Annotated in this window: 16 protein-coding genes; 3 read left to right on the top strand and 13 right to left on the bottom strand. The window is 42.5% G+C overall.

From position 1 onward, the window contains the following. Positions 1 to 22 precede the first annotated feature (22 nt). A complete protein-coding gene (locus JJQ94_RS12210; protein ID WP_099031437.1) occupies positions 23 to 679 on the bottom strand; it encodes a M48 family metallopeptidase in 657 nt (218 codons plus the stop codon). 226 nt (positions 680 to 905) lie between these two features. On the opposite strand from JJQ94_RS12210, the gene JJQ94_RS12205 reads away from it, so the two are divergent. After that, the gene (locus tag JJQ94_RS12205; protein ID WP_099031438.1) at positions 906 to 1886 is read left to right on the top strand and encodes an ion channel; all 981 of its coding nucleotides are present in this window, start codon (positions 906 to 908) and stop codon (positions 1884 to 1886) included. A 17-nt stretch (positions 1887 to 1903) separates the two neighbouring features. On the opposite strand, the gene JJQ94_RS12200 is transcribed toward JJQ94_RS12205, so the two are convergent. Continuing rightward, the gene (locus JJQ94_RS12200; protein ID WP_099031439.1) at positions 1904 to 2545 is read right to left on the bottom strand and encodes an HD domain-containing protein; all 642 of its coding nucleotides are present in this window, start codon (positions 2543 to 2545) and stop codon (positions 1904 to 1906) included. A gap of 127 nt (positions 2546 to 2672) precedes the next feature. On the opposite strand from JJQ94_RS12200, the gene JJQ94_RS12195 reads away from it, so the two are divergent. Next, positions 2673 to 3863, top strand: coding sequence for a class I SAM-dependent methyltransferase (locus JJQ94_RS12195; protein WP_099031440.1), 1191 nt, complete (start codon positions 2673 to 2675; stop codon positions 3861 to 3863). A 61-nt stretch (positions 3864 to 3924) separates the two neighbouring features. Here JJQ94_RS12195 and JJQ94_RS12190 read toward each other — a convergent pair whose 3' ends face one another. The 5 genes from JJQ94_RS12190 to JJQ94_RS12170 form a co-directional block, all read right to left on the bottom strand. Then, the gene (locus JJQ94_RS12190; RefSeq protein ID WP_099031441.1) at positions 3925 to 4215 is read right to left on the bottom strand and encodes a PilZ domain-containing protein; all 291 of its coding nucleotides are present in this window, start codon (positions 4213 to 4215) and stop codon (positions 3925 to 3927) included. 9 nt (positions 4216 to 4224) lie between these two features. Next, positions 4225 to 4608: a response regulator gene (locus JJQ94_RS12185; protein WP_010375541.1), complete on the bottom strand. Its 384-nt coding sequence runs from the start codon at positions 4606 to 4608 to the stop codon at positions 4225 to 4227. Positions 4609 to 4689: 81 nt separating this feature from the next. Then, positions 4690 to 8583, bottom strand: a complete 3894-nt coding sequence (gene hrpA, locus JJQ94_RS12180; RefSeq protein WP_099031442.1) for an ATP-dependent RNA helicase HrpA — start codon at positions 8581 to 8583, stop codon at positions 4690 to 4692. A gap of 153 nt (positions 8584 to 8736) precedes the next feature. After that, positions 8737 to 9165 (bottom strand): CBS domain-containing protein, encoded by a 429-nt coding sequence (locus tag JJQ94_RS12175; RefSeq protein WP_099031443.1) that lies wholly within the window; start codon positions 9163 to 9165, stop codon positions 8737 to 8739. Positions 9166 to 9250: 85 nt separating this feature from the next. Beyond that, positions 9251 to 10279, bottom strand: coding sequence for an isoaspartyl peptidase/L-asparaginase family protein (locus JJQ94_RS12170; RefSeq protein WP_099031444.1), 1029 nt, complete (start codon positions 10277 to 10279; stop codon positions 9251 to 9253). A 253-nt stretch (positions 10280 to 10532) separates the two neighbouring features. Here JJQ94_RS12170 and JJQ94_RS12165 point away from each other — a divergent pair, with 253 nt between their 5' ends. Then, positions 10533 to 11009, top strand: a complete 477-nt coding sequence (locus JJQ94_RS12165) for a hypothetical protein (protein WP_099031445.1) — start codon at positions 10533 to 10535, stop codon at positions 11007 to 11009. 128 nt (positions 11010 to 11137) lie between these two features. Here JJQ94_RS12165 and JJQ94_RS12160 read toward each other — a convergent pair whose 3' ends face one another. From JJQ94_RS12160 to pgi, 6 genes are all read right to left on the bottom strand, one after another. Continuing rightward, entirely contained in the window at positions 11138 to 11848 is a 711-nt protein-coding gene (locus JJQ94_RS12160; protein WP_099031446.1) for a SapC family protein, read from the bottom strand. A 137-nt stretch (positions 11849 to 11985) separates the two neighbouring features. Beyond that, complete coding sequence (locus JJQ94_RS12155; RefSeq protein WP_099031447.1) at positions 11986 to 13500, bottom strand: tryptophan halogenase family protein; 1515 nt, start codon at positions 13498 to 13500, stop codon at positions 11986 to 11988. A 61-nt stretch (positions 13501 to 13561) separates the two neighbouring features. After that, positions 13562 to 16303 (bottom strand): TonB-dependent receptor, encoded by a 2742-nt coding sequence (locus JJQ94_RS12150; RefSeq protein WP_099031448.1) that lies wholly within the window; start codon positions 16301 to 16303, stop codon positions 13562 to 13564. A gap of 787 nt (positions 16304 to 17090) precedes the next feature. Next, the gene (gene pgl / locus JJQ94_RS12145) at positions 17091 to 17801 is read right to left on the bottom strand and encodes a 6-phosphogluconolactonase (protein WP_099031449.1); all 711 of its coding nucleotides are present in this window, start codon (positions 17799 to 17801) and stop codon (positions 17091 to 17093) included. Continuing rightward, positions 17801 to 19270 carry a glucose-6-phosphate dehydrogenase gene (gene zwf / locus JJQ94_RS12140; RefSeq protein WP_099031450.1) on the bottom strand — a complete coding sequence of 490 codons (1470 nt, stop codon included), beginning with the start codon at positions 19268 to 19270 and terminating at the stop codon, positions 17801 to 17803. The genes pgl and zwf overlap by 1 nt, the downstream gene beginning before the upstream one ends. Before the next feature lie 288 nt (positions 19271 to 19558). Further along, the gene (gene pgi, locus JJQ94_RS12135; RefSeq protein WP_099031451.1) at positions 19559 to 21205 is read right to left on the bottom strand and encodes a glucose-6-phosphate isomerase; all 1647 of its coding nucleotides are present in this window, start codon (positions 21203 to 21205) and stop codon (positions 19559 to 19561) included. Positions 21206 to 21222: the final 17 nt, after the last annotated feature.

Here is a 21222-nt window from a genome sequence, read left to right as displayed (position 1 = left end):
TAGGCATAAACAGAACAGTATGCTAATGCTCAATCATCAAGTCACGACCGTGGTCACGTAAATAACGCCGAGCCATCTTATGGTCGTGGCCATAGTGCTTTGTTACCAAATGCCAAAATGCGCTATTGTGTGCCATGACATGAAAATGGCAAAGTTCGTGCACTACCACATAATCAATTACCCACTTAGGCGCACCAATCAAAAACGTATTAAACGCAAGCACGCCTTTAGATGAAAAACTGCCCCAGCGGCTTTTGTAAACGCGTATTTTTAGCGTATCGAAGCGAGCTTGAATATCAGGTTGATACCGGGCAATAACCATATCTAAATAGTCATTTAGCGTTTCGCTTAACAGCGCAACTAATTCACGCCATTCATTTTTGACAGCCTTAAGTAAAACCTTTTTGTTATCAAAATCAATTACAGAGGTCGTACTTTCGCCTCTTTGAATGATAAAGGTCTCGCCGAATACTTGCACAGTTCCTGTTTCCAGTGGCCGAGGGCTCTCAGGTATGATTTTTAGAGCAAGCTTTGATTTTATCCAATCGGATTTGCTTTCTACCCAATTATGTAACCAGCGCTCGCAAATTTGCTCTGGTGCATAAACAAATACTTGGCCAGCTTTTATTTTTATCGCAACGCTCTTACGCTTTCGGCTTTTCTTCAATTGATATTGCAAGGTAACAAATTCTTAGTCACTAAAGCATGCATTATAATATGAGCAACTTATCAGAGTCACTGCAAACGCCATGTAAGATAATGAATTTGACCAACGATGACATTAAACTCATCAATAGTGTGGTTTCTAACACTCTATAAATTAGAAAGATTTTTTCGTTAAATCACCGTATTTATTATTTTTGCTGCTACGCTTAATGAAAAAGGCATTTTGATTTAGGCAAGCTATGGCTGATAAACCCATTTGCCAATATGTGTCACCTGAGGGAAAAAAATGCAGTGAAATCGATATGGGCTCAGGTTACTGCTTTTGGCATGACAATAAATTCGATAAAGGTGGCTTAGAGCTAAGCCAAAAGCTTGAACGCTACGCCAAGCGCGGCGGTTTGCTGCAAGGCTTAGAGTTGAAGCGAGCCAATTTAGAAGGGCTCAATCTTGTTAACTTTGAAAATCATCATGGCTATGATCTATCTTATAGCAACTTTTATCGTGCCAATTTGAAAGGGGCGCACCTGTTTAATAATACCATTAAGCATGCGTCGCTAATGAAGGCGGATTTGAGAGAAGCAAGTCTGCACTGCTGTAATTTAGAAAGCACCAATTTGCTTGGCATAAAGCTGGAAAACACCCGTATCGATAATATGGAACTCGGCGAGCAATTACTACAAGAGCAGCAAGCTTTTGAAGCTCGTAGAAACCGAGCGAAAGAAGACGCGGAAGACCTGTTCCTACAGTCCGAAGAGATCTATCGTTTACTACGTAAAGGCGCAGAAAACCAAGGATTATTTGAAATGGTTGGGCGCTTTACATACAAAGAGCTGCGCATGCGACATGCCCAGTATCCGCGATTTTCAAAACGCCATCTTATTTCAAGTTTTGTCGACTTACTGTGTGGGTATGGAGAAAAGCCGGAAAATGTCATTCGCTTCAGCCTAGGTATGATAGTCACCTGTGCATTTTGCTATTTTCTATTCGGCGTTTCGTTTCAAGATCAGATAATGCAGCTGGACTTAAACAACAGTGTATCTGAAAACGTGATGGCGCTGCTGAACAGCTTTTATTTTAGTGTCGTTACCTTCACAACTTTGGGGTACGGGGACATTACGCCAGTGGGGATCTCACGACTGATCGCAGCGGTAGAAGCGTTTACCGGCAGCTTTTCATTAGCGCTATTTGTGGTGGTTTTTGTAAAGCAAATGACGAGGTAATACTCATCTCGTCATTTTTAATCCGCGATTTCTGATTTCAGTTGTTCTAAAAAATCCAGCATATACCGAGTACGGGCTTGTGCCTGCTCACGGGCTGCGGTCGTATGCATGTTATCTTTAATATGCAGCAATTTAATGAAAAAGTGATCTAAGGTATATTTGGTATCGTCAGCTTTCCGGTACTCACAAAAAGGGTCTTCTACATTGTAGAGATTGCGCGCTATCGCCCCACCTACTTTCATACAGCGGCTAACACCTATCGCCCCTAACGCATCCATTCTGTCTGCATCTTGGACAATTTTGGCTTCTAATGTCTTGGGTGTGACACCGGCGCTAAAACTGTGTGCAACAATGGCGTGGTGAATCGCCTCGAGTTTATCCGTGTCGTACTTCAACTCTGTTAGGAAGGCAACCGCCTTATCTGCAGCTAATTTCGACGCCAGCGGCCTATCTGGATGATTTTTTGCTACGGCAACACAATCATGTAACCAAGCGGCAGGGATCACCACAGCAGGGTCCGCACACTCGGCTTCGCAAAGCGACTTTGCGACTTTAACTACACGCTTGATATGAGACAAATCATGGGCAGTATCTGCACATGGTGTCGACAGCATAAACTCTTCACATGCTTTTTCTAATTCATGCATTTTTAACGTCATTAAGCTCAACTTTTATTAATATCCGACAAATAAGCCCACACAAATTCAGCGGGAAAGGCATTACTGATTGTATGTTGCCACACCCTTCACTAAAATGGCAGCTATCAGGAAAGATTAGAGAAAATATATGACTTGCGCGCTATATCTGCAATCAGGCAGAGAAAAATCCCTTAACAGAAAACACCCTTGGGTTTTCTCAAAAGCCATTAAAAAAGTAAAAGGTAAACCTGCCCTCGGCGATACCGTCAAGATTTACAGCAATGAGGGGAAATACCTCGCCACAGCCGCTTACAGTCCAGACTCTCAGATCAGAGCCAGAATTTGGACATTTGATGAATCACAGCATATCGACCAAGCGTTCTTTGAGCAAAAGCTTGCACGAGCATTAGCAGCCAGAGAATATGTTATCGCTGAAGGTGGTTTAACTGGCTTTAGATTGTGTGCCGCAGAGTCAGATGGTCTGCCAGGTGTAACAATTGATAAGTTTGATAACTACTTGGTTTGTCAGTTGCTAAGCGCTGGTGCCGAGCGCCACAAGGGTGAAATAGTAATGGCATTGCAATCACTATTTCCTGATTGTCATGTTTACGAGCGCTCAGATGTTGATGTGCGCAAAAAAGAAGGCCTTGATAAAATTACCGGACCGCTTGCAGGCGACGCACCAACCGCACCAGTCCTTATAAGCGAAAATGGTTTAAAGATTGAAGTCGATATCATCGGCGGCCATAAAACTGGCTTTTATCTAGATCAACGCGACAGTCGAGCCGCGTTAGAACGCTTTGTAAAAGATAAAGAAGTGCTTAACTGCTTCTGCTACACCGGTACATTTGGCCTTTATGCGCTGCGCGGTGGCTGTAGTAAAGTAATCAACGTTGACGTATCGCAGCCAGCACTCGACACAGCTAAACGCAATGTAGAACATAATGAACTAGACTTATCGAAGGCTGAGTTTGTTAAGCAAGACGTGTTCAAACTACTAAGACAATATCGTGATGAGGGTCGTCAATTCGATACTATCGTGATGGATCCGCCAAAGTTTGCAGAAAGTAAGGCGCAGCTTAACGGTGCTTGTCGTGGCTATAAAGATATCAATATGATTGCCATGCAAATATTAAAGCCAGGTGGCACGTTACTAACTTTCTCATGTTCTGGCCTTATGGAACAAAACCTGTTCCAGAAAGTCGTTGCAGACGCTGCGCTCGATGCTGGTAAAGAATTGTTGATAATGGAAAGGCTAAATCAGGCAGCCGACCACCCAATTGCGGGCAATTATCCAGAAGGCTTTTACCTAAAAGGCCTAATTTGTAAGGTCTATTGATTTAGCAATTTACAGTGGTATCGGAGGAAACTTCAATACCACCTTTAGGGCTTTAATTAATCTAATTGAACTTGGTGATTTCAAGTCCTACAACCCACTGCTCGTCCTGCTCTTGACTACAGCGGATCACGGTTGCATGAGCACTAAGTGGCTGGATCATATCGCCACTGGAATCAATGAAAATGTCAACGGTTGAATTTGCTTCAATTGGGTCGCTCACCGTCACCGACAACCCCGTAGCACTTAAATCGTGACAAATTCCTTGATGCACTTTACCCGACTCAAGTTCAGTTAATTTTGCTACTGCATCCACCGCCATACGCATAAAACGGCGTTTATCTTCATTGATCATATAATGCTCCTACACCATTGATTTTATTTTTTCTAATAGCGATTGCATTGAAAATGGCTTTACCACATAGGCATCGCAGCCTGCATCGAATCCCGCTTTTTGTTCTTTTTCGGACTCTAAACCAGACACCATTAATACAGGAATGTCCTTCGTCTCTGGTGTATTTTTCAACATTCGACAGGTGTCGTAACCGTCAAGACCCGGCATACACACATCAAGCAAAATAGCATCTGGAGGATCAGCAATCGCATTAGATAAACAGCTCGTACCAGAGTTTGCATAGCTCAGCTCAAACGCCCCTGACAGCGCCACCTCAAGCATTTCATAGTTAAAATACTCGTCGTCAACCACCAGCAGGTGCGGTGCATTTTTCCTTTTCTCTCGTGTGGACATATTCAATGCCGCTTCCTTCTCACAATCCAAAACTTTACTTCCTCATATAATAAAGTAACTGCCGTACTCTAAAATGCAAGTTTATATTTCGCACTCTTTTATCGAATTCAGAACACGTTTAGCCGAAATCGGATAAGCCGTTCCTAATGTTTGAGCAAACAAAGACACACGAAGTTCCTGTTGCATCCAAAAAATATTTATAAGCGACTCTGGTACAGGTAATCCAGAAGGAATTTTTTCCAACTTGTCTTGATAGGCCGTAGCTACTTTTTCCAATTCTAGTACACACAGCCTATCTCTGTTTGGATCTACCGCAAGTTTTTCAAGCCTTTTTTCAATCGCTTTCATGTAGCGCAAAATATCAGCGATTTTATCAGCACCATGAGCGGTGACAAAGCCTCTAAAGATAAGACTGGACAACTGAGATTTTATGTCGCCGTGTGCGGTGATCATCGTGAGATCCACTCTGCCTTTCATGCGCTTGTTAATACTGTGTGCAATGCTAAGCACAGCTTCAACTTGCTTCGCAATTTCAACTACGGTGTCGCCTAGCTCAGCTCGAATGTGCTCTTTGGCTTTTTCAAACGCGACATCATCTCTGATCTCGCCAAATGCACGCAGCAGTTTATCAACCCCAGCTTCTGTACAGTCATCAACTAAGTCATGCACTTTACCAAAGGGGTTAAAGTACAATCCTAACTTAGCCTTATTTGGCAAGTGTTGCTGCAGGTATTTAACAGGCGAAGGAACATTGAGTAGCACAAGACGGCGCAATCCTGCTTGATGCGCCGCTTGGGCTTTTATTTCGTTATCAAACAGTTCTATAGCCGTACTTTGCTTTTTATCGACTAATGCTGGGAAAGCCTTAATCTCATAGTTTCCTTGCTTTTTAGTATATTGCTCTGGCAGCTCGCCAAAATCCCACTGCTGAATATCCGTCTGCTCGATCCCTTGCTCTGCCACTTGCGAAAGCGTCTCGGTCACTTGCCCTTGCAACTTTGCCTTAAGTGCCAATAAATCAAAGCCATGGTCTATCACCTTACCTTTGTCATCAACTACCTGAAATTGCATTTTTAAGTGCGGCTCAAGTGCACTAACGTCCCAATCCGACTCGGCGACTTTGACACCTGTCATTCTGAGTAAACGATTGGCCACTGCTTCTATAAATGAGCCTTGCATTACCTCAACGGCGGCAAGCACCGCATCGGCATAATTTGGTGCTGGCACAAAGTTACGTCTTAAGGTCTTCGGCAGTGACTTAATAAGCCCACAAACCAGCTCATGTCTGAGCGCAGGAATATGCCAATCAAAACCTTCATCTTGAACTTGGTTTAATAGTGCCAGAGGAATATTGACCACCACGCCGTCTAGTGCTTGGCCTGGGTCAAAGTGATAACTGAGAGGCAAGATCAAATTCCCTTGCTGCCACGTATCAGGGTAGTGGATATCCGTGATATGTTCAGCGTCATGCTTCATTAACAGATCGCGCGTCATATGCAAAAAACGCTTGTCTTTTTGCTTTTGTGAACGCCACCATTTGCTAAACGCAGCACGATTATTTACATCTTGTGGAATTCGATCGTTATAAAACGCAACCACATCTTCTTCGTCGACTAGGATATCGCGACGCCTAGCTTTATCTTCAAGCGCCTGCACTTCTTCAACCAATTTTTGGTTTGCGCTTAAAAAGCCTTCGCTTTGGCCGAGTTGACCGTTTGCCAGCGCTTCACGAATAAATATCTCTCGGCTAACAACAGGATCAATATCGCTATACACCGTGCGTTTGCGGCCAACGATGATCAAGCCGTATAAGGTTTGTTGTTCAAATGCGATAACCGCTCCAGCCTTTTTCTCCCAATGCGGTTCGCTATAGCTGCTATTAATTAAATGCTTAGCGAGCGGCGCAATCCAATTTACATCGATTTTGGCATTAACCCGAGCATAAAGTTTACTCGTTTCCACAAGCTCTGCGGACATCAGCCACTTAGGGCTTTTCTTAAACAGTGTTGAACCTGGGAAAATATGAAATTGGCTGTTACGTGCGCCTTTAAACACTTGCTTTTGCTTTTCGTCTTTTACACCAATATGGCTAAGCATGCCGCTTAGCAATGATTGATGGACAGCTTCATCGCTTGCAGGACTGCTATTTATTTTAAAGCCGAGCTCCTCACACACCGTGGTCAGCTGATATACAATATCTTGCCACTCACGTACGCGCATATAGGCCAAAAAGTCTTTTTGGCATTGCTTTCTAAACTGGTTGCGCGTCAGTGCTTGCTGCTGCGCTTCGATATAATTCCATAGATTTAGATATGCAACAAAGTCAGAGTGTTCGCACTCAAAGCGATTGTGTTTTTCGTCAGCTGCTGCACGTTTGTCTTGAGGACGCTCTCTTGGATCTTGAATAGACAGTGCCGCGGTGATCACTATCGCTTCCCAAAGCGCATTGTTTTGTGCCCCTGACATCACCATCTTGGCAAGCCTTGGATCTATGGGTAAGCGGCTTAGTTTACGACCTGATTCTGTGAGCTTGGCTTTTTCTCTGCGCTTAGCAGGAACTATCGCCTCCAGCTCTTCAAGTAAAGACATACCATCTTTGATATTACGGCTATCAGGCGCTTGTACAAATGGGAATTGACTTATATCACCAAGTCCAAGTGCGAGCATTTGCAAAATAACCGAAGCTAAATTGGTTCTTAGAATTTCAGGATCGGTAAACTCAGGGCGCCCTAAAAAGTCGTCTTCAGAATATAAACGAATACAAATACCGGATGCCACACGCCCACATCGACCTTTACGCTGGTTTGCACTGGCTTGTGATACCGCTTCAATCGGTAAGCGTTGCACTTTGGTTCGATAACTGTAGCGGCTTATTCTCGCAGTACCCGGGTCGATAACATAGCGAATACCTGGTACGGTCAATGACGTTTCTGCAACGTTTGTAGACAATACGATGCGCCGTTGGCTATGGGGCGCAAAAATGCGATTTTGTTCGGCATTAGACAGGCGCGCATACAAAGGTAAAATCTCAACGCCTTTTAAATTGCGTTTTGCCAGCGCATCAGCGGTGTCACGAATTTCACGCTCACCGTTCATAAATACCAAAATATCCCCTGGTCCTTCGGCACAAAGCTCATCAACCGCATCAAAAATGCCCTGCAACTGGTCGTTTTCTGCTTCGCCATTTTGTGAGTCTACATCTTCAACTGGACGATATCTCACCTCTACTGGATAAGTTCGCCCTGACACCTCAATAATAGGTGCGTCATTAAAATGTTTTGAAAAACGCTCTGGGTCAATGGTTGCTGAGGTAATAATAACTTTTAGATCTGGACGCTTCGGCAATAACTGCTTTAAATAACCCAGAATAAAATCAATATTCAGGCTACGCTCGTGCGCTTCATCAATTATGATTGTGTCGTACTGGTTGAGAAATCTGTCTTGTTGAATTTCCGAGAGCAAAATACCGTCGGTCATCAGTTTTACGTATGTATTGTCAGAGACTTGATCTGAGAAGCGAATTTTAAACCCTACTTCTTGCCCCATCTCACAGCCAATCTCCTCTGCGATACGGGTGGATACGCTTCTTGCCGCTAGTCTTCTTGGTTGTGTATGACCAATATAACCATCCACGCCTCGACCAAGCTCTAAGCAAATCTTAGGCAGCTGCGTGGTCTTCCCCGAGCCCGTTTCGCCGGCAACAATAACCACCTGGTTATTCGCAATGGCTGCTTTGATGTCGTCTTTTTTCTGGCTGACGGGTAGTTGCTCAGGATACTCTACTGCTGGAATATTGGCACTTCTTGTTACCTTTAATGCTTGGCTTTTTGCTATCGCAGCCGCTACTTTTGCGACTACCTGCTTTTGCTTTTCTTGATCGGTAATTTTTTTCGCACCATGAAGGCGCTTTTTGAGGATGAAGTGATCCTTTTTAAGACATGAATTTAGCTCTTTGAACAGCGAGTCAACCTGCACTACACGACACCTTGTGATTACATAAAACGCCGTGTAGTTTATCAAAACAGATTAGGCGAACCCACCTAAATTTGGTTAGGAATTGAGATTTTTGCTGTTATTCACAAGGCAACTCCTCGTGAGTTACCTTAATAGCTCGTAAATTTCATCACGTCATACGTAGCGGTGTCCAGAGACATAAGCATCATGTAAATGCTTATCCAACGCTAATAACACGTTTGCACGACTGATAACCCCAAGTAAGCGCCCTTCATCGTCAACTACCGGGTACACTTTGGGCTTATTGCAAGTCATCAAATCTGCCATTTGCACTATGCTATCTTCACGTTTTACACACAGAGGCGCTTTTGTCATCACATCGGACACCACGCTATGAGACTCATTTTGATAGGTCGCCTCTAACATTTTTTTGAGACAATCTTGCTCAGATAAAAACCCAATAACCCGCCTTGCTTCGTCTATAACCGGCCCGCCCGACTGGCCGCTTTGTAGCAGCTTTTCTACAGCTGATTCTACGCGCATATCCTGTTTGAATGTTACGGGGCGATGATTTAAGTAGTCTGCGACTTTTATTGATTGCATTGCTCATCTCCATTAAAAACGCCAGCTATCATGATAATAGTAGCTGGCGTTTGAAGAACTTGCTTAATCTCAACGAAATATTGTTTTACTCGCTATAAATACCAACATAGGTCTGTGTTGTTGACGACTTGCTCGCACGATACATTCCTGCGGTATTAAATGGCATGCTAATATTTCCTTTAGGGTCAACGATGATCACCCCTCCCGTGCCACCAATTGGATAAAGTGTATCAAAAATCACTTCTTGTCCCGCTTTTTCAATCGACTTGTTTTGATAAGCGACACGAGCACAAATATCAGCTGCGACATTATATCGAATAAAATACTCGCCATGTCCCGTTGCTGACACAGCACAAGAGCGGTTATCCGCAAATGTGCCCGCACCAATCACCGGTGAGTCACCTATCCGTCCGAAGCGTTTAGCCGTCATGCCACCTGTTGACGTTCCAGCCGCTAAATTCCCCTGCTTATCGAGTGCGACAGCCCCCACAGTTCCCATCTTATATTGGCTCTCTAATTGTTGGTGTGCCGCCTGATAGTCTTTGGTTGCCGCTTCTTTCATCTGCAATCGCTTTTTCGCCTTTAGGAGCGATTGATAGCGAGCATCGGTGTCAAAGTAGTTGTTTTCCACTAACGTAAAGCCGCGTTTCTTAGCAAAGTCTTCCGCACCTTCGCCACTTAGCATGACGTGTACTGAGTGTTGCATTACTTCTTTTGCCAGGTTGATTGGGTTTTTAATGTGCTTCACCCCCGCCACAGCGCCCGCTTGGCGATTACGACCATCCATGATTGATGCATCTAGCTCATGTCCTTCATCATAAGTGTACACGGCCCCCTTACCAGCATTAAAAAAAGGCGAGTCTTCAAGGATGTTAATGGCTACCGTTACCGCATCAAGGCTTTCTCCACCTTGTTCTAGTACCTTATAGCCCGCCTCAACGGCTTCTTCTAATTTAGCTTTGTATTGTTTTTCTTTTTCTGGTGTGAAGTTACTACGCTCAATCGTACCAGCTCCCCCATGAATAGCGATCGCAAATGGGGGCGCTTTCTCGTCAGCGACAGCAGCCGTCGCCGACAAGGCTAATAACGCTACTAGCAAAGAGATTTTTTTCATTTTTATACCTTGGTTCGTTGTTAAACTTCAGCATGAGGTGAATTTTAGAACGATGCAAGCTTTCGCGTTAAAATTGTCAAGCTAACTGATTTACAGTATGGTTGAAAGAAACTCATGAGCTGCACGGCACAACAGCAAATTTGAATATTTTTCAATCAATTTATGGTTGTTATTTCGACCACAAAATGGAAACATATTCATTACTTTGAAATAACTCAAAGTAATAAAATAACGAAATTCGACAGGAATCGATATGAAAAACATTCTAAAAATTGCAGCTTTTAGCACACTACTACTTGGTACTGCTCAAGCCGCCGCTACTCAAGAGCAAATTAAAGTTATTGATTACAACACTTTTTATGACACCCAAGTAAACAATGTTGACTGCGGTGGCTACTGGGATGAGCGACGTGTGTGGGTATGTGACTACCGTACAGAGCTCGTTGATGTTAGTTATAAGACTTGCCACTACAAATTAATGTACGGTGAACCTTACGGTCCCTACACTTTATGGGAAACTAAAACCGTACTCGCGACACAAAGCTGCCCCGGAGGTTGGACTATTCCTGATCCTCATGGTTATCATCCCCGAGGTCAATATATACATCAACACAATACCTACTCAACTCAACAAGAAGAACGCCGAGTAGCTTATAACTGTCGTTGGGAAACACGCTCGGTTTGGATCCCTCGTGGCGGTTCATACTGCCCTATTCCAAACGCTAAGTAATACCAATTTGCCTTAATACTTGCTCAATTTGAAGGAGCAAATTGGTGTAGCAGTTATAAAATAGCATGCACAAAAAAAGCGCTTCCTCTGGAAGCGCTTCTATCGAATCGTTTTATATCTAAAAGCGATTAGCTCGCTTCGCGCTGTGCCTTCATACGTGCAAGACTCGCAACTTGATGCGTAGAAGTTAAGAATGCGAAGATCGGTGCTAAATAGCCACGTTTACGTAGCTCTAGGAAATCTTCGTCACCTAATTCGTTTAGCTTACGCTCATCCACAAGGTAGATACCGTTGATGTCTTTTTTCTCACCACGGATTTCTACCGTTAGCGTTTGTTGAACTAGAAGCTCTTTGTCAGCAAGATACTGAGTAAACGCTTCAGTTACGCGAGCAAACTCAACATAGCTAACTAACGCTTCTTTACGACGACCTAGGTATTCAGTTTCTTTACCGTCTTCGAAAAGCGCATTGCCTTCTTCTTCACCAACTAGCGGACTTGCTTCATCAATAACAATACCAAACTGATCTTGCTCTGGGTGCTTAACCAAACCAAACGGGTAACGTGCAGCGGCCATTGGCACAAAGCTGCCAGTCCACTTATCACCATCAACAAATAGGTTTTCACCAGGCTGAAGACCAAACATAGCAACCGCTTGAAATTGACCTGACTCAGTGTTTTTAACAAACGCCATTGGGAATTCTGTCGCTACACGCGCAAACTCATGCGCCACTACAGGCATTAAGTGCTGAGTTTTAAGGAAATCAACGTTCACGCCATTTTTTACTTTGATATTAGCGTGCTTTTCGTTGTGTAAAGGCTGCACTTGTTGTTCCGCCATAATACTGCTCCATTATTTTACGTATTTGTTACTTTATTTATTGCCCCTAAGGCTAGCGGTTTTCCGGGCAAATTGGAAGTTAAATATTTATTTAAGCATTACAGATCTTTCATACATTTGAATTGTCTGCTTTATCATTACGATGACATATATTGCTTAAATTGTTTAAGCCACTCTCCATGATCTAAAAGAGCTCCTTTAGCTCGCCTTAGTTGCTCATTGTTCTTATCTAATAATTTAAGCCCAATATCAAACTCTGCTTGAGACGTCGTTTGCGGGTGAGTGTTAAATTTCATTCCATACAGAACATATAAAAAGTTCTTTTCATTAAATAGCTCAAAGCGACTCCAAAAATCCATTTGTTGGGGCGAACGTAGCCTAAATTTTGCAAGCTTCCGCTCTAGAGAGTCTGAGAGCTTTACATCGCTTCGATACTCTACCCAAAAGTCACTATCAACCCTGTCAGAAAGGATATAATGCAACTGGATGAAATCGATTGTACTTTCCCATGCGCAGTTCACTGCATCATTATAGTGGTCACTGAATACCGATATCTCAGCTCTAGAAAGTGGGAAATTCTTCGACAAGAATTCCGCAGAAAAGTCTGTTAGTAAAATAGATGTTGCTTCCAAAGGCTCGACAAACCCCTGCGCTAGTCCTAGCGCTACACAATTTTTACTCCAGCTTTGATTCCTATAGCCCACTCTCATTTCTATTTTTCTAGGATTCACAGAGTCAACATTCAGCATTCTTGCATACGTTTCTAAAGCCTCTTTATGTGACATATATTTAGACGCATAAACAAAACCAGTTCCAGTACGGGAAGTAAGGGGGATTTCCCACATCCAGCCAGCTTTATGTGCGGTTGCCGTTGTGTAAGGATTCAAGCTGCTTGGATCATCTCTTTCTATCTGCTGTACTAGCGCTGTATCTACCAACAACTGCTCACTTTTATCCTGAAAACTGTCATTAGAAACTGAGCTTATTAGCTTCGCTGAAAAACCAGTACAATCTACGTAAAAGTCAAAATGCAGTATGTCTCCATTTGTCATGCAAAGAGATTCAATATGTCCTGTTTGATCTAGTTTAGATTCATCAACTGTTCCATTTAAAACTCTGACATTAAATCTATCTAGGGCATTACGTTTGAGCAATTTTGCGAATTTTGCTGCATCGAAATGATATGCGTATGGTAGCACACCTTGATAGTTGCCATCGGTTTTTAGTTTAGGTGCAAGCCCCGATTCACAGACCCTTGATTGTATCCCAACGTAATCAAACGGTATTTTTTTCCCTAAATTTAACCATATATTAGTTATATCCAGTCCTTCGGGATATGGCGCTTCAAATGGGTGATAATAAAAGTTATGTGCTCCATGAACTTTTTCATCAAGCCACGAAACAAATCTTATCCCCTGCTTGAAGGTAGCATCACAGCTCCCCAAAAGCTCCGCTTCAGAAATACCAAATTTTTTTAGGCTTTTAACTATGTAAGGAACTGTACCTTCTCCAACACCAATACTTGGTATATCTAAAGATTCAATTACTGTAATCTCGACATTGCTATTTGAAGAAAGCGCTAAGCCGAGATGATTAGCTGCTAGCCAACCAGCTGTGCCCCCACCAACAATTGCGATCTTGGTTATATTCATCTCGCCCTCTTGAAATAAAAAAGCCCAGTAAAAACTGGGCTATAGCTTACACAATTTATAATTAGAAGTTAAAATTAACACCTAATCTATAAGTTGCTTCGCCACGGAAAGACCATGTTGGGAAACCATCCTGAAGCGCAGGCTTAACATCAGCACCAACCTCTGCCGCACCATACTGAACATCATCTTCCTCGGTAACATTTACGACTTCAAATGTCAACGCTGCGTAGTCTGTAACTTGCCAACCGAAAGTTAAATCAAGTGTACCAAAGTCATCGTGCATACGGTTTCCGTAATAGTTACCATATTCACGAATCATGTATTCAGATCTCCAGTTATACGCTGCTCTCGCCGAGAATTCATCATTTTCCCAATAGCCAACTAGATTTAGCATATGCTCTGATGACTCGGTAAAACGGGATAGATTATCAGTATAAACCTCTGCTGGTGCACCTGCATCTGTGTATGTGTAGTTAGCGTTTATACCAAACCCATTATCCCAAGCATGATTCCACTGGAATTCAACGCCATCAATCTCGCCGCCACCTGCATTTTTATAGCGATTTACGGTCCAATCATCAGCTGGTGTAGTAAGGTCATTATTAATTACACCAATTTGTTGATTAAAATCAGTCGTCGCAACAATAAAATTACTCACATCCTTTATAAAGTAAGTTACGGCAAATAGGCCATCTTCACCATAATAATACTCTAAACTAACATCAGCTTGAGATGATTTCATTGGTTTCAGGTCAGGATTACCGTAAGTAATCTCCTCATTACCAATACGGTCATCAGGATAACCAGTTACTTTTGAAAGTAGTAAGTTATCGTAGTTTGGACGAGTAATAGCTTGACCAGCTGAAACGCGAAGAATTAAGTCTTCAGATAGGTCAAAGGTAATATTAGCACTTGGCAACACATCATTGTAATCACCATCAACACCTACTGGAGCTTCGCTCCAACCATTGTTATTTGCAAGAATATCAGCTGGGCTATTATCGATGATATGACCTTTTGAAGTCACATCTGTACTGACATATCTTAGCCCGAAGTTACCCCGGAAACCTTCGCCTTCAAAAGACGCCATAGCATACAATGACAGATTGTCTTCTTCTATTTTTCCGTAGCCCGAACGGTTATAAGCAAACTGATCGATTAGAGACAATGTAGCATTAATCATTGCATCTCGGTTTGCACGAGGAATAGTCCAACCATCATAGCCAATTGGCATTGTACCGCTATATAAATCCTGAACACTAAAATAGTTGGCAAAACCTCCTGCATTTTCACCATCTGCTGGGGCTGTTATTTTTGACTGGTCGTATACAGCCGTATATAGCTTTTTCTCAAATTCATGTTCAGTATATCTTACCCCAAACTCAAGTTTGTTGATCGCGCCAAAGTCAACGTAGTAATCAAAATCAACTTGACCATACACTTCCTCATCTTTATTTGGACCCTTTATACCTGTCCAAGTAGATGTTGTACCATATGCAGGTAGCTGTTCAACGGTAAAGCCAAGATCAGCACCATCAAGTTTTATTTGTTTACCAGTTGCATCTACGACCCCCCACCAGTTTACTTGGTCGAAGTTAGCATCGGACGTTTGCTTTAGTCCATTTCCATCAACATAAGCATTTCCCCACCAACCAAAACCAAAGTTAGCACTCATGTCTGTACCACCTTCCGCTTTCGAATGACCAAGAACACCTGAGATTTCATAAGTATCAGACTGGTACTTCCAGTTAAATTCTAGAGTGTCTGAAGTCATTTCTCCTTGGCGAGCCCAATTTTGGAAAAATACGTTGCTTCCTCTATCTTTTGGCGTATCGCTATATGTACAGACGCCAGCAGCATTGTAAGTTTTACATACTGATTCTTCCGGTGTCCAAGCGCCCCAGTTATTATCAGTACCAAAGTACATATTAGCACCAGTGCTGTCAGCGCCGAGCTCTAATGAAAGTGCGTGAATACCCAATTCAAGCTTTTCTGTTGGACGATATTGAAGCGTTACATCTATAGCTGTGCGCTCTTGATCTTGTAAAAAACTTGAAGGTTGTACTGATGAGTTTCCACCCCAATCAAGATCGGCTTCGGTGCCTTGACGAAGATATTCACGATCGATGTATGCAGCGGCTACAAGTACACCAAAAGTTTCATCTTTGTTTTTCCAACTGTATAGCCCAGAAACTTCAGGAGATATCTCCTCGTTTAGGGTACCATACTCGCCTTTTAGCGAAAGAAACGATGTATTAGATTCTAAATCAAGAGGCTTGCGTGTTTTTACGATTACTGTACCACCGATACCACCTTCAACCAGATTCGCCTGTGTCGCTTTATAAACTTCAATTCCGCCTATCAGCTGTGACGGTAACATAGAATAATTAAATGAACGGTCTAAATTCATTTGATCATACCAACCAGTTGAAGCCACATTCTGGCCGTTTAACGTAGTCAACGTCATAGAAGGATCAGTACCTCTAATTGATACAGAACTACCTTGACCAAAAGCTCGTCCAACGCTAATACCTGGAATACGCCCTAACGCTTGACCCACGTCTGAATCAGGAAATTTACCAATATCTTCAGCGCTCACTGCATCAACAACTGCAGTCGCGAATCTTTTTGTATTAATATTCTCTTTGTTTGATGCTCGCAAGCCACGAACTTCAATGACTTCTACGTTTTCTTGTACTTGATTTTGACTTTCTTCTGCAACTACAACGCCTGAAAAGCCCGCACCTAGTGCGATGCTGACGTTAACTGCAAGTAAGCTTTTTTTGAAATTATTAGCTAACACAGGATTCCCCTTGAATCATTTTGTTGGTTTTTTAAATCACTTCTGCCCAGTGATGATGACAACGCTGTCATCTAATAACAAACCATACACCCTAAATTACATATTCGCTACAATTTTTTTGGCCTGTTATTCAAAAAATATTCATATAGACATATATCTTATTGATAAATATAAATTTAAATATGGCCAAGATATGGTTTGTTACAAAAACGATTGGAGAATAGCACAAAAAATTTTGCTGCTGTAGGGTTTTAAGATGGAATTGTCTCAATAAAGGGACATTTTAATTATCTGAATACACACAAGGGGATGTGTATTCAACTCCCTCATCAAGCTTGGGCAGAAGCTAAAGATGAGAATCAATATCAATGACAACGCTGTCATTATAGATTTATCTGTAAGTACTGTCTAGTTCTTTTAGGAGAATTTTTTATGACAAAGGCTTATAAAATCTACGATTAGCGAGTTAGCTATCACTATCTTTTGCACAAATTTGAATACCCTATTACGGGACTTATTGATTTTCTAATGATCGTATATTGAATCAGTAAAATTTATTGCTTTTATTCGTAAGAAGTAAGAAGTAAGAAGTAAGAAGTAAGAAGTAAGAAGTAAGAAGTAAGAAGTAAGAAGTAAGAAGTAAGAAGTAAGAAGTAAGAAGTAAGAAGTGTTGTCGCTTCGAGCTGAATGTCCAGAGATATTCAATCAGTTGACTCAAATAATATCGAGACAAGGCTAGCTATCACGCCAGCCTTACATTTTACTATTTCTAGTAGATGCACTCGGGTTACGGGCACCAAAATACGGTCAAATTAATATCAGGGTGATTTAATACAGCGCGCAGTGGTACTTCATACTCTGAGCCGGATTGTTTTGCCGCTTCATACACCGCTTTTTTTTCATCACCAGAGATCAATAACACTACCGTCTTAGCATTAGCAATCCCCGCGAGGGACAGACTCATACGTTCTGTGATCTCACCTGTCACTTCGCTTTGATGAGCATTAATTGCGCACACAGTGTTTGTGGTCGTTAACGCGTGCTCTAGGCCCTTTGCATTTGGAAATAAACTGGCGGTATGACCATCAGGTCCCATTCCCAAAATAGTAACATCGAACGGTTTTTTCAACGCTGCATAAGCAGACTCACATAAATCAGCGCCCTCTTCTGCTGACACTGCCGCATTCTTCATCGTCACAAATCGAGCATTTGCCGCTTTGTCTTGCAGTAATGTCGACTTGATAAATGCTTCGTTAGACTTTTCGTGTTCCGGTTCGACCCAGCGTTCATCAACCATAGCAACCGTAATTTTGTCCCAGCCTAGTTCAACACCAGAAAGGTAACGATACGCTGGAGCCGGTGATGAACCACCAGATACTAACAGCACAGCTTCACCGTCCTGCTCAATACCTTGACTGAGCCCAGCTTGAAGTAGCTCTGCAAGCGCTGCTGTCATCTCGTCTTTGGAGCTGAAATTTCTTTCTGTTAACTGTGCCATTACGCTTGCTCTCCCGCGTTGAACCAAACATGTTTGTTTTCTTCTAACAGTTCATCGGCATCTTCAGGGCCCCAAGAACCAGCACGATAAAGTGACGGAGCCCCTTTGCTCTGCCAACGCTCAATGATTGGATCAATCCATTGCCATGCTTGGCGCACTTCGTCACGGTGAATAAATAAAGCAGGATTATTTGCAGCTGCGTCAAGCATTAAGCGCTTATATGCATCTGAATGATAGCCATTGTTATACTTTTCACTCAATGAGATATTTAGCGTCACCGGCTCTAGTTGCATTTCAAGGTTATCTAGACGCTTAGACATTAGCGTTAACTGAATACTTTCTTCAGGTTGTAATCTTATTACCAGACGGTTTGGCTGAATTGGACCCGCCGCATCACCATAAACATTGTGAGAAACAGGCTTGTACTCAACCACAATTTCAGCACAACGCTTTTTCATACGCTTCCCTGTTCTTAAATAGAAAGGCACGCCAGACCAACGCCAGTTATCAATGTGAGCACGAATAGCAACAAATGTTTCTGTTTTACTCGACCCTTCGCCCAGCTCTTCTAAGTAACCAGGTACCAGCTTACCTTCAAGGTCGCCTGGCACATATTGACCACGCACAACATTATTATCTACATCAGCGTCTATTAGCGGTCTAAGCGCTTCTAATACTTTAAGCTTTTCAGTGCGGATGCTATTCGCATTAAGTTTATGTGGTGACTCCATCGCAACCAAGCAAAGTAGTTGCAATAAGTGATTTTGCACCATATCACGAAGTGCACCCGCTTTGTCGTAAAAACCAGCTCGGCTTTCAAGACCTACCGTTTCAGAGATACTGATCTGAATATTATCTATGGCTTTAGCATCCCATAAATTCTCAAAAAGTGCGTTTGAGAATCTTAGCGCCATCAGGTTTTGAACCGTTTCTTTACCTAGGTAATGATCGATACGGAATACTTGCTCTTCCGAGAAGAACTCACCTATTTTGGCATTGATTTCTTCTGCAGATTTACCACAATAACCAATAGGCTTTTCAACAACTACACGTGATTGCTCAGTGATTAGCCCTTTGATTGATAGTAACTCACAACAACGGCCATAAACCGCAGGTGGAAGTGACAAATAGAATACACGAGACTTATCTTCCCCATCTGCCAAAATATTCTTTAGCGTATCCCAGTGTTCGTCTTCTTCAGTAACATTGACTACCACAGGCACTAAAAACTGTTCAAATGCGGACCAATCTTTCTTGTTGTATTCGCCTTTGCCAAGGTGAGTTTGTAATGCGATATGTGCCGTTTCGATAAATTCTTGTTGTTTGTTTTGTTCACGAACGGTCGGTAAGATGCGAGTGCCTTCAGGTAGATTACCTTCTTGATATGCACGATACAAAGCAGGTAGGAGTTTGCGAAGAGCTAAATCGCCTCCCCCACCAAAAATTACGATGTCAAAAGGATTAAGCATAGTTCACTCTCATAAGTTAGGCGTGCACTACAAGCACGCAGTGTTTATTCGATTTGGAGCCACTCCAAAGCCTACCAAACTCATTATGTAACGGGTGATGATTTCGATTGCAATGCACTAGTAATATCAATTCGACTTAATACCTGCCCAATTTGAGGGATTAATTAAGTAAGTTGGTATAAATGAGTCTTAGAAACCTGTATTTCCTCTCACAAAAATACAGGTTCTAAGTACTCCAGCGCTACCCGTTCAAAGGTATTCTGTTCACTTCCAGTTCCACTCGAAGTATTAATTTGTTCTCTTTTGCTTGTAATAAGCGATTAGACCCGCCGTTGAGCTATCATGAGGGTTAGTAACGCCTTCTTGTGTTAGCTCGGCTTCAATATTTGAAGCAAGCCCTTTACCAAGCTCAACACCCCACTGGTCAAATGAACACACATCCAAAATAATGCCTTGGCAGAAAATTTTGTGTTCATACAAGGCAATTAGTCGACCCACAGCTTTTGCATCTACCTTATCTAAGATAAATGAAGAAGTTGGACGGTTACCTTGGTGTATTTTATGCGGGATCAACTTGTCGATTTCCGCATCCGACTTACCTTTAGCCGTTAAATCTTCACGAACCTGCTGTGCATCTACACCTGCCATCATTGCTTCCGTTTGCGCGAAGAAGTTAGACAGTAAAATATCGTGATGCTGGCCTACTTTGTTTTGCGGTTCAATCGAAGCGATAAAATCAGCCGGTACAATCACATTACCTTGGTGTAAACACTGGTAAAAAGCGTGCTGGCCATTTATCCCTGTCATGCCCCAAATAATTGGCACAGTCGTATAGTTTACCTGCTCTCCTGCAAAAGTAACATGCTTACCATTACTTTCCATTTCACCTTGTTGTAAATACGCAGGCAGCATATGAAGCGCCTGATCATAAGGCAAAATCGCTTGTGCTTGATACCCCAAGAAGCTGGTATTCCATACACTAAGCAACGCCATCAACAATGGAATATTGTCTTCGTTGTTTGCCGTTTTAAAATGCTCGTCAATTTCAAACGCACCTTCAAGCACTTCGACAAACTTATCGAAGCCTAAATAAAGTGCGATTGGTAATCCGATTGCGCTCCAAAGCGAGAAACGACCGCCAACCCAGTCCCACATCGTGAACACGTTGTCATCGCTAATACCAAACGCTCTGGTCTTCTCAAGGTTGGTGCTCACCGCGACAAAATGCTTGGCGATTGCTGCTCTATCATTTGCAGCATTCAAAAACCACTCAACGGCAGTCTTTGCATTAGTCATGGTTTCAGAGGTTGTGAACGTTTTTGATGACACAACAAACAGGGTTGTTTCTGCGTCCAAACCTTTTAATACTGAAGCAATCTGTACACCGTCAACATTCGAAACATAATGCACGTTTAGCGTGTCATCTGCATACGCAGCAAGCGCATCAGTTACCATTTGCGGGCCTAAGTTAGAACCACCAACGCCAATCGCAACCACATCTTTTACGGCTTTGCCTGTATACCCTTGCCATTCGCCTGAACGAACTCGGTTACTAAATGCTTGTAGTTTTTCTAATTCCGCATTGACTTGTTCAGTAACATTTACACCATCCACATAAATAGGTGTATTAACACGGTTACGCAGCGCCGTATGTAAAACCGCTCGGTCCTCAGTGATATTTATTTTTTCACCTGAGAACATCTTTTCTCGCCAAAGCGCAATATCGCTCTCTTTTGCGAGCTGCATCATCTCAGAGAATGTTTGGTCGTCAATGCGTTGCTTGGAAAAGTCGAACAATACACCTGGGATTTGACGAGAGAACTTTTCAAACCTTTGTGCATCGTTTGCAAACATCGTTTTTAAATGCTGTTGCTTTACTCGCTGCGCAGAACCATTGAGCTTTTGCCAACTATCCAAATCTACACGACCACCCATTACATATTCCCCTAAGA

Origin of the sequence: Pseudoalteromonas sp. GCY (genome assembly GCF_016695175.1) — a bacterium.
Classification (GTDB): Bacteria; Pseudomonadota; Gammaproteobacteria; order Enterobacterales; family Alteromonadaceae; genus Pseudoalteromonas.
The sequence above is the reverse complement of the archived record's forward strand: the minus strand, read 5'-3'. Positions and strand labels throughout refer to the sequence as shown.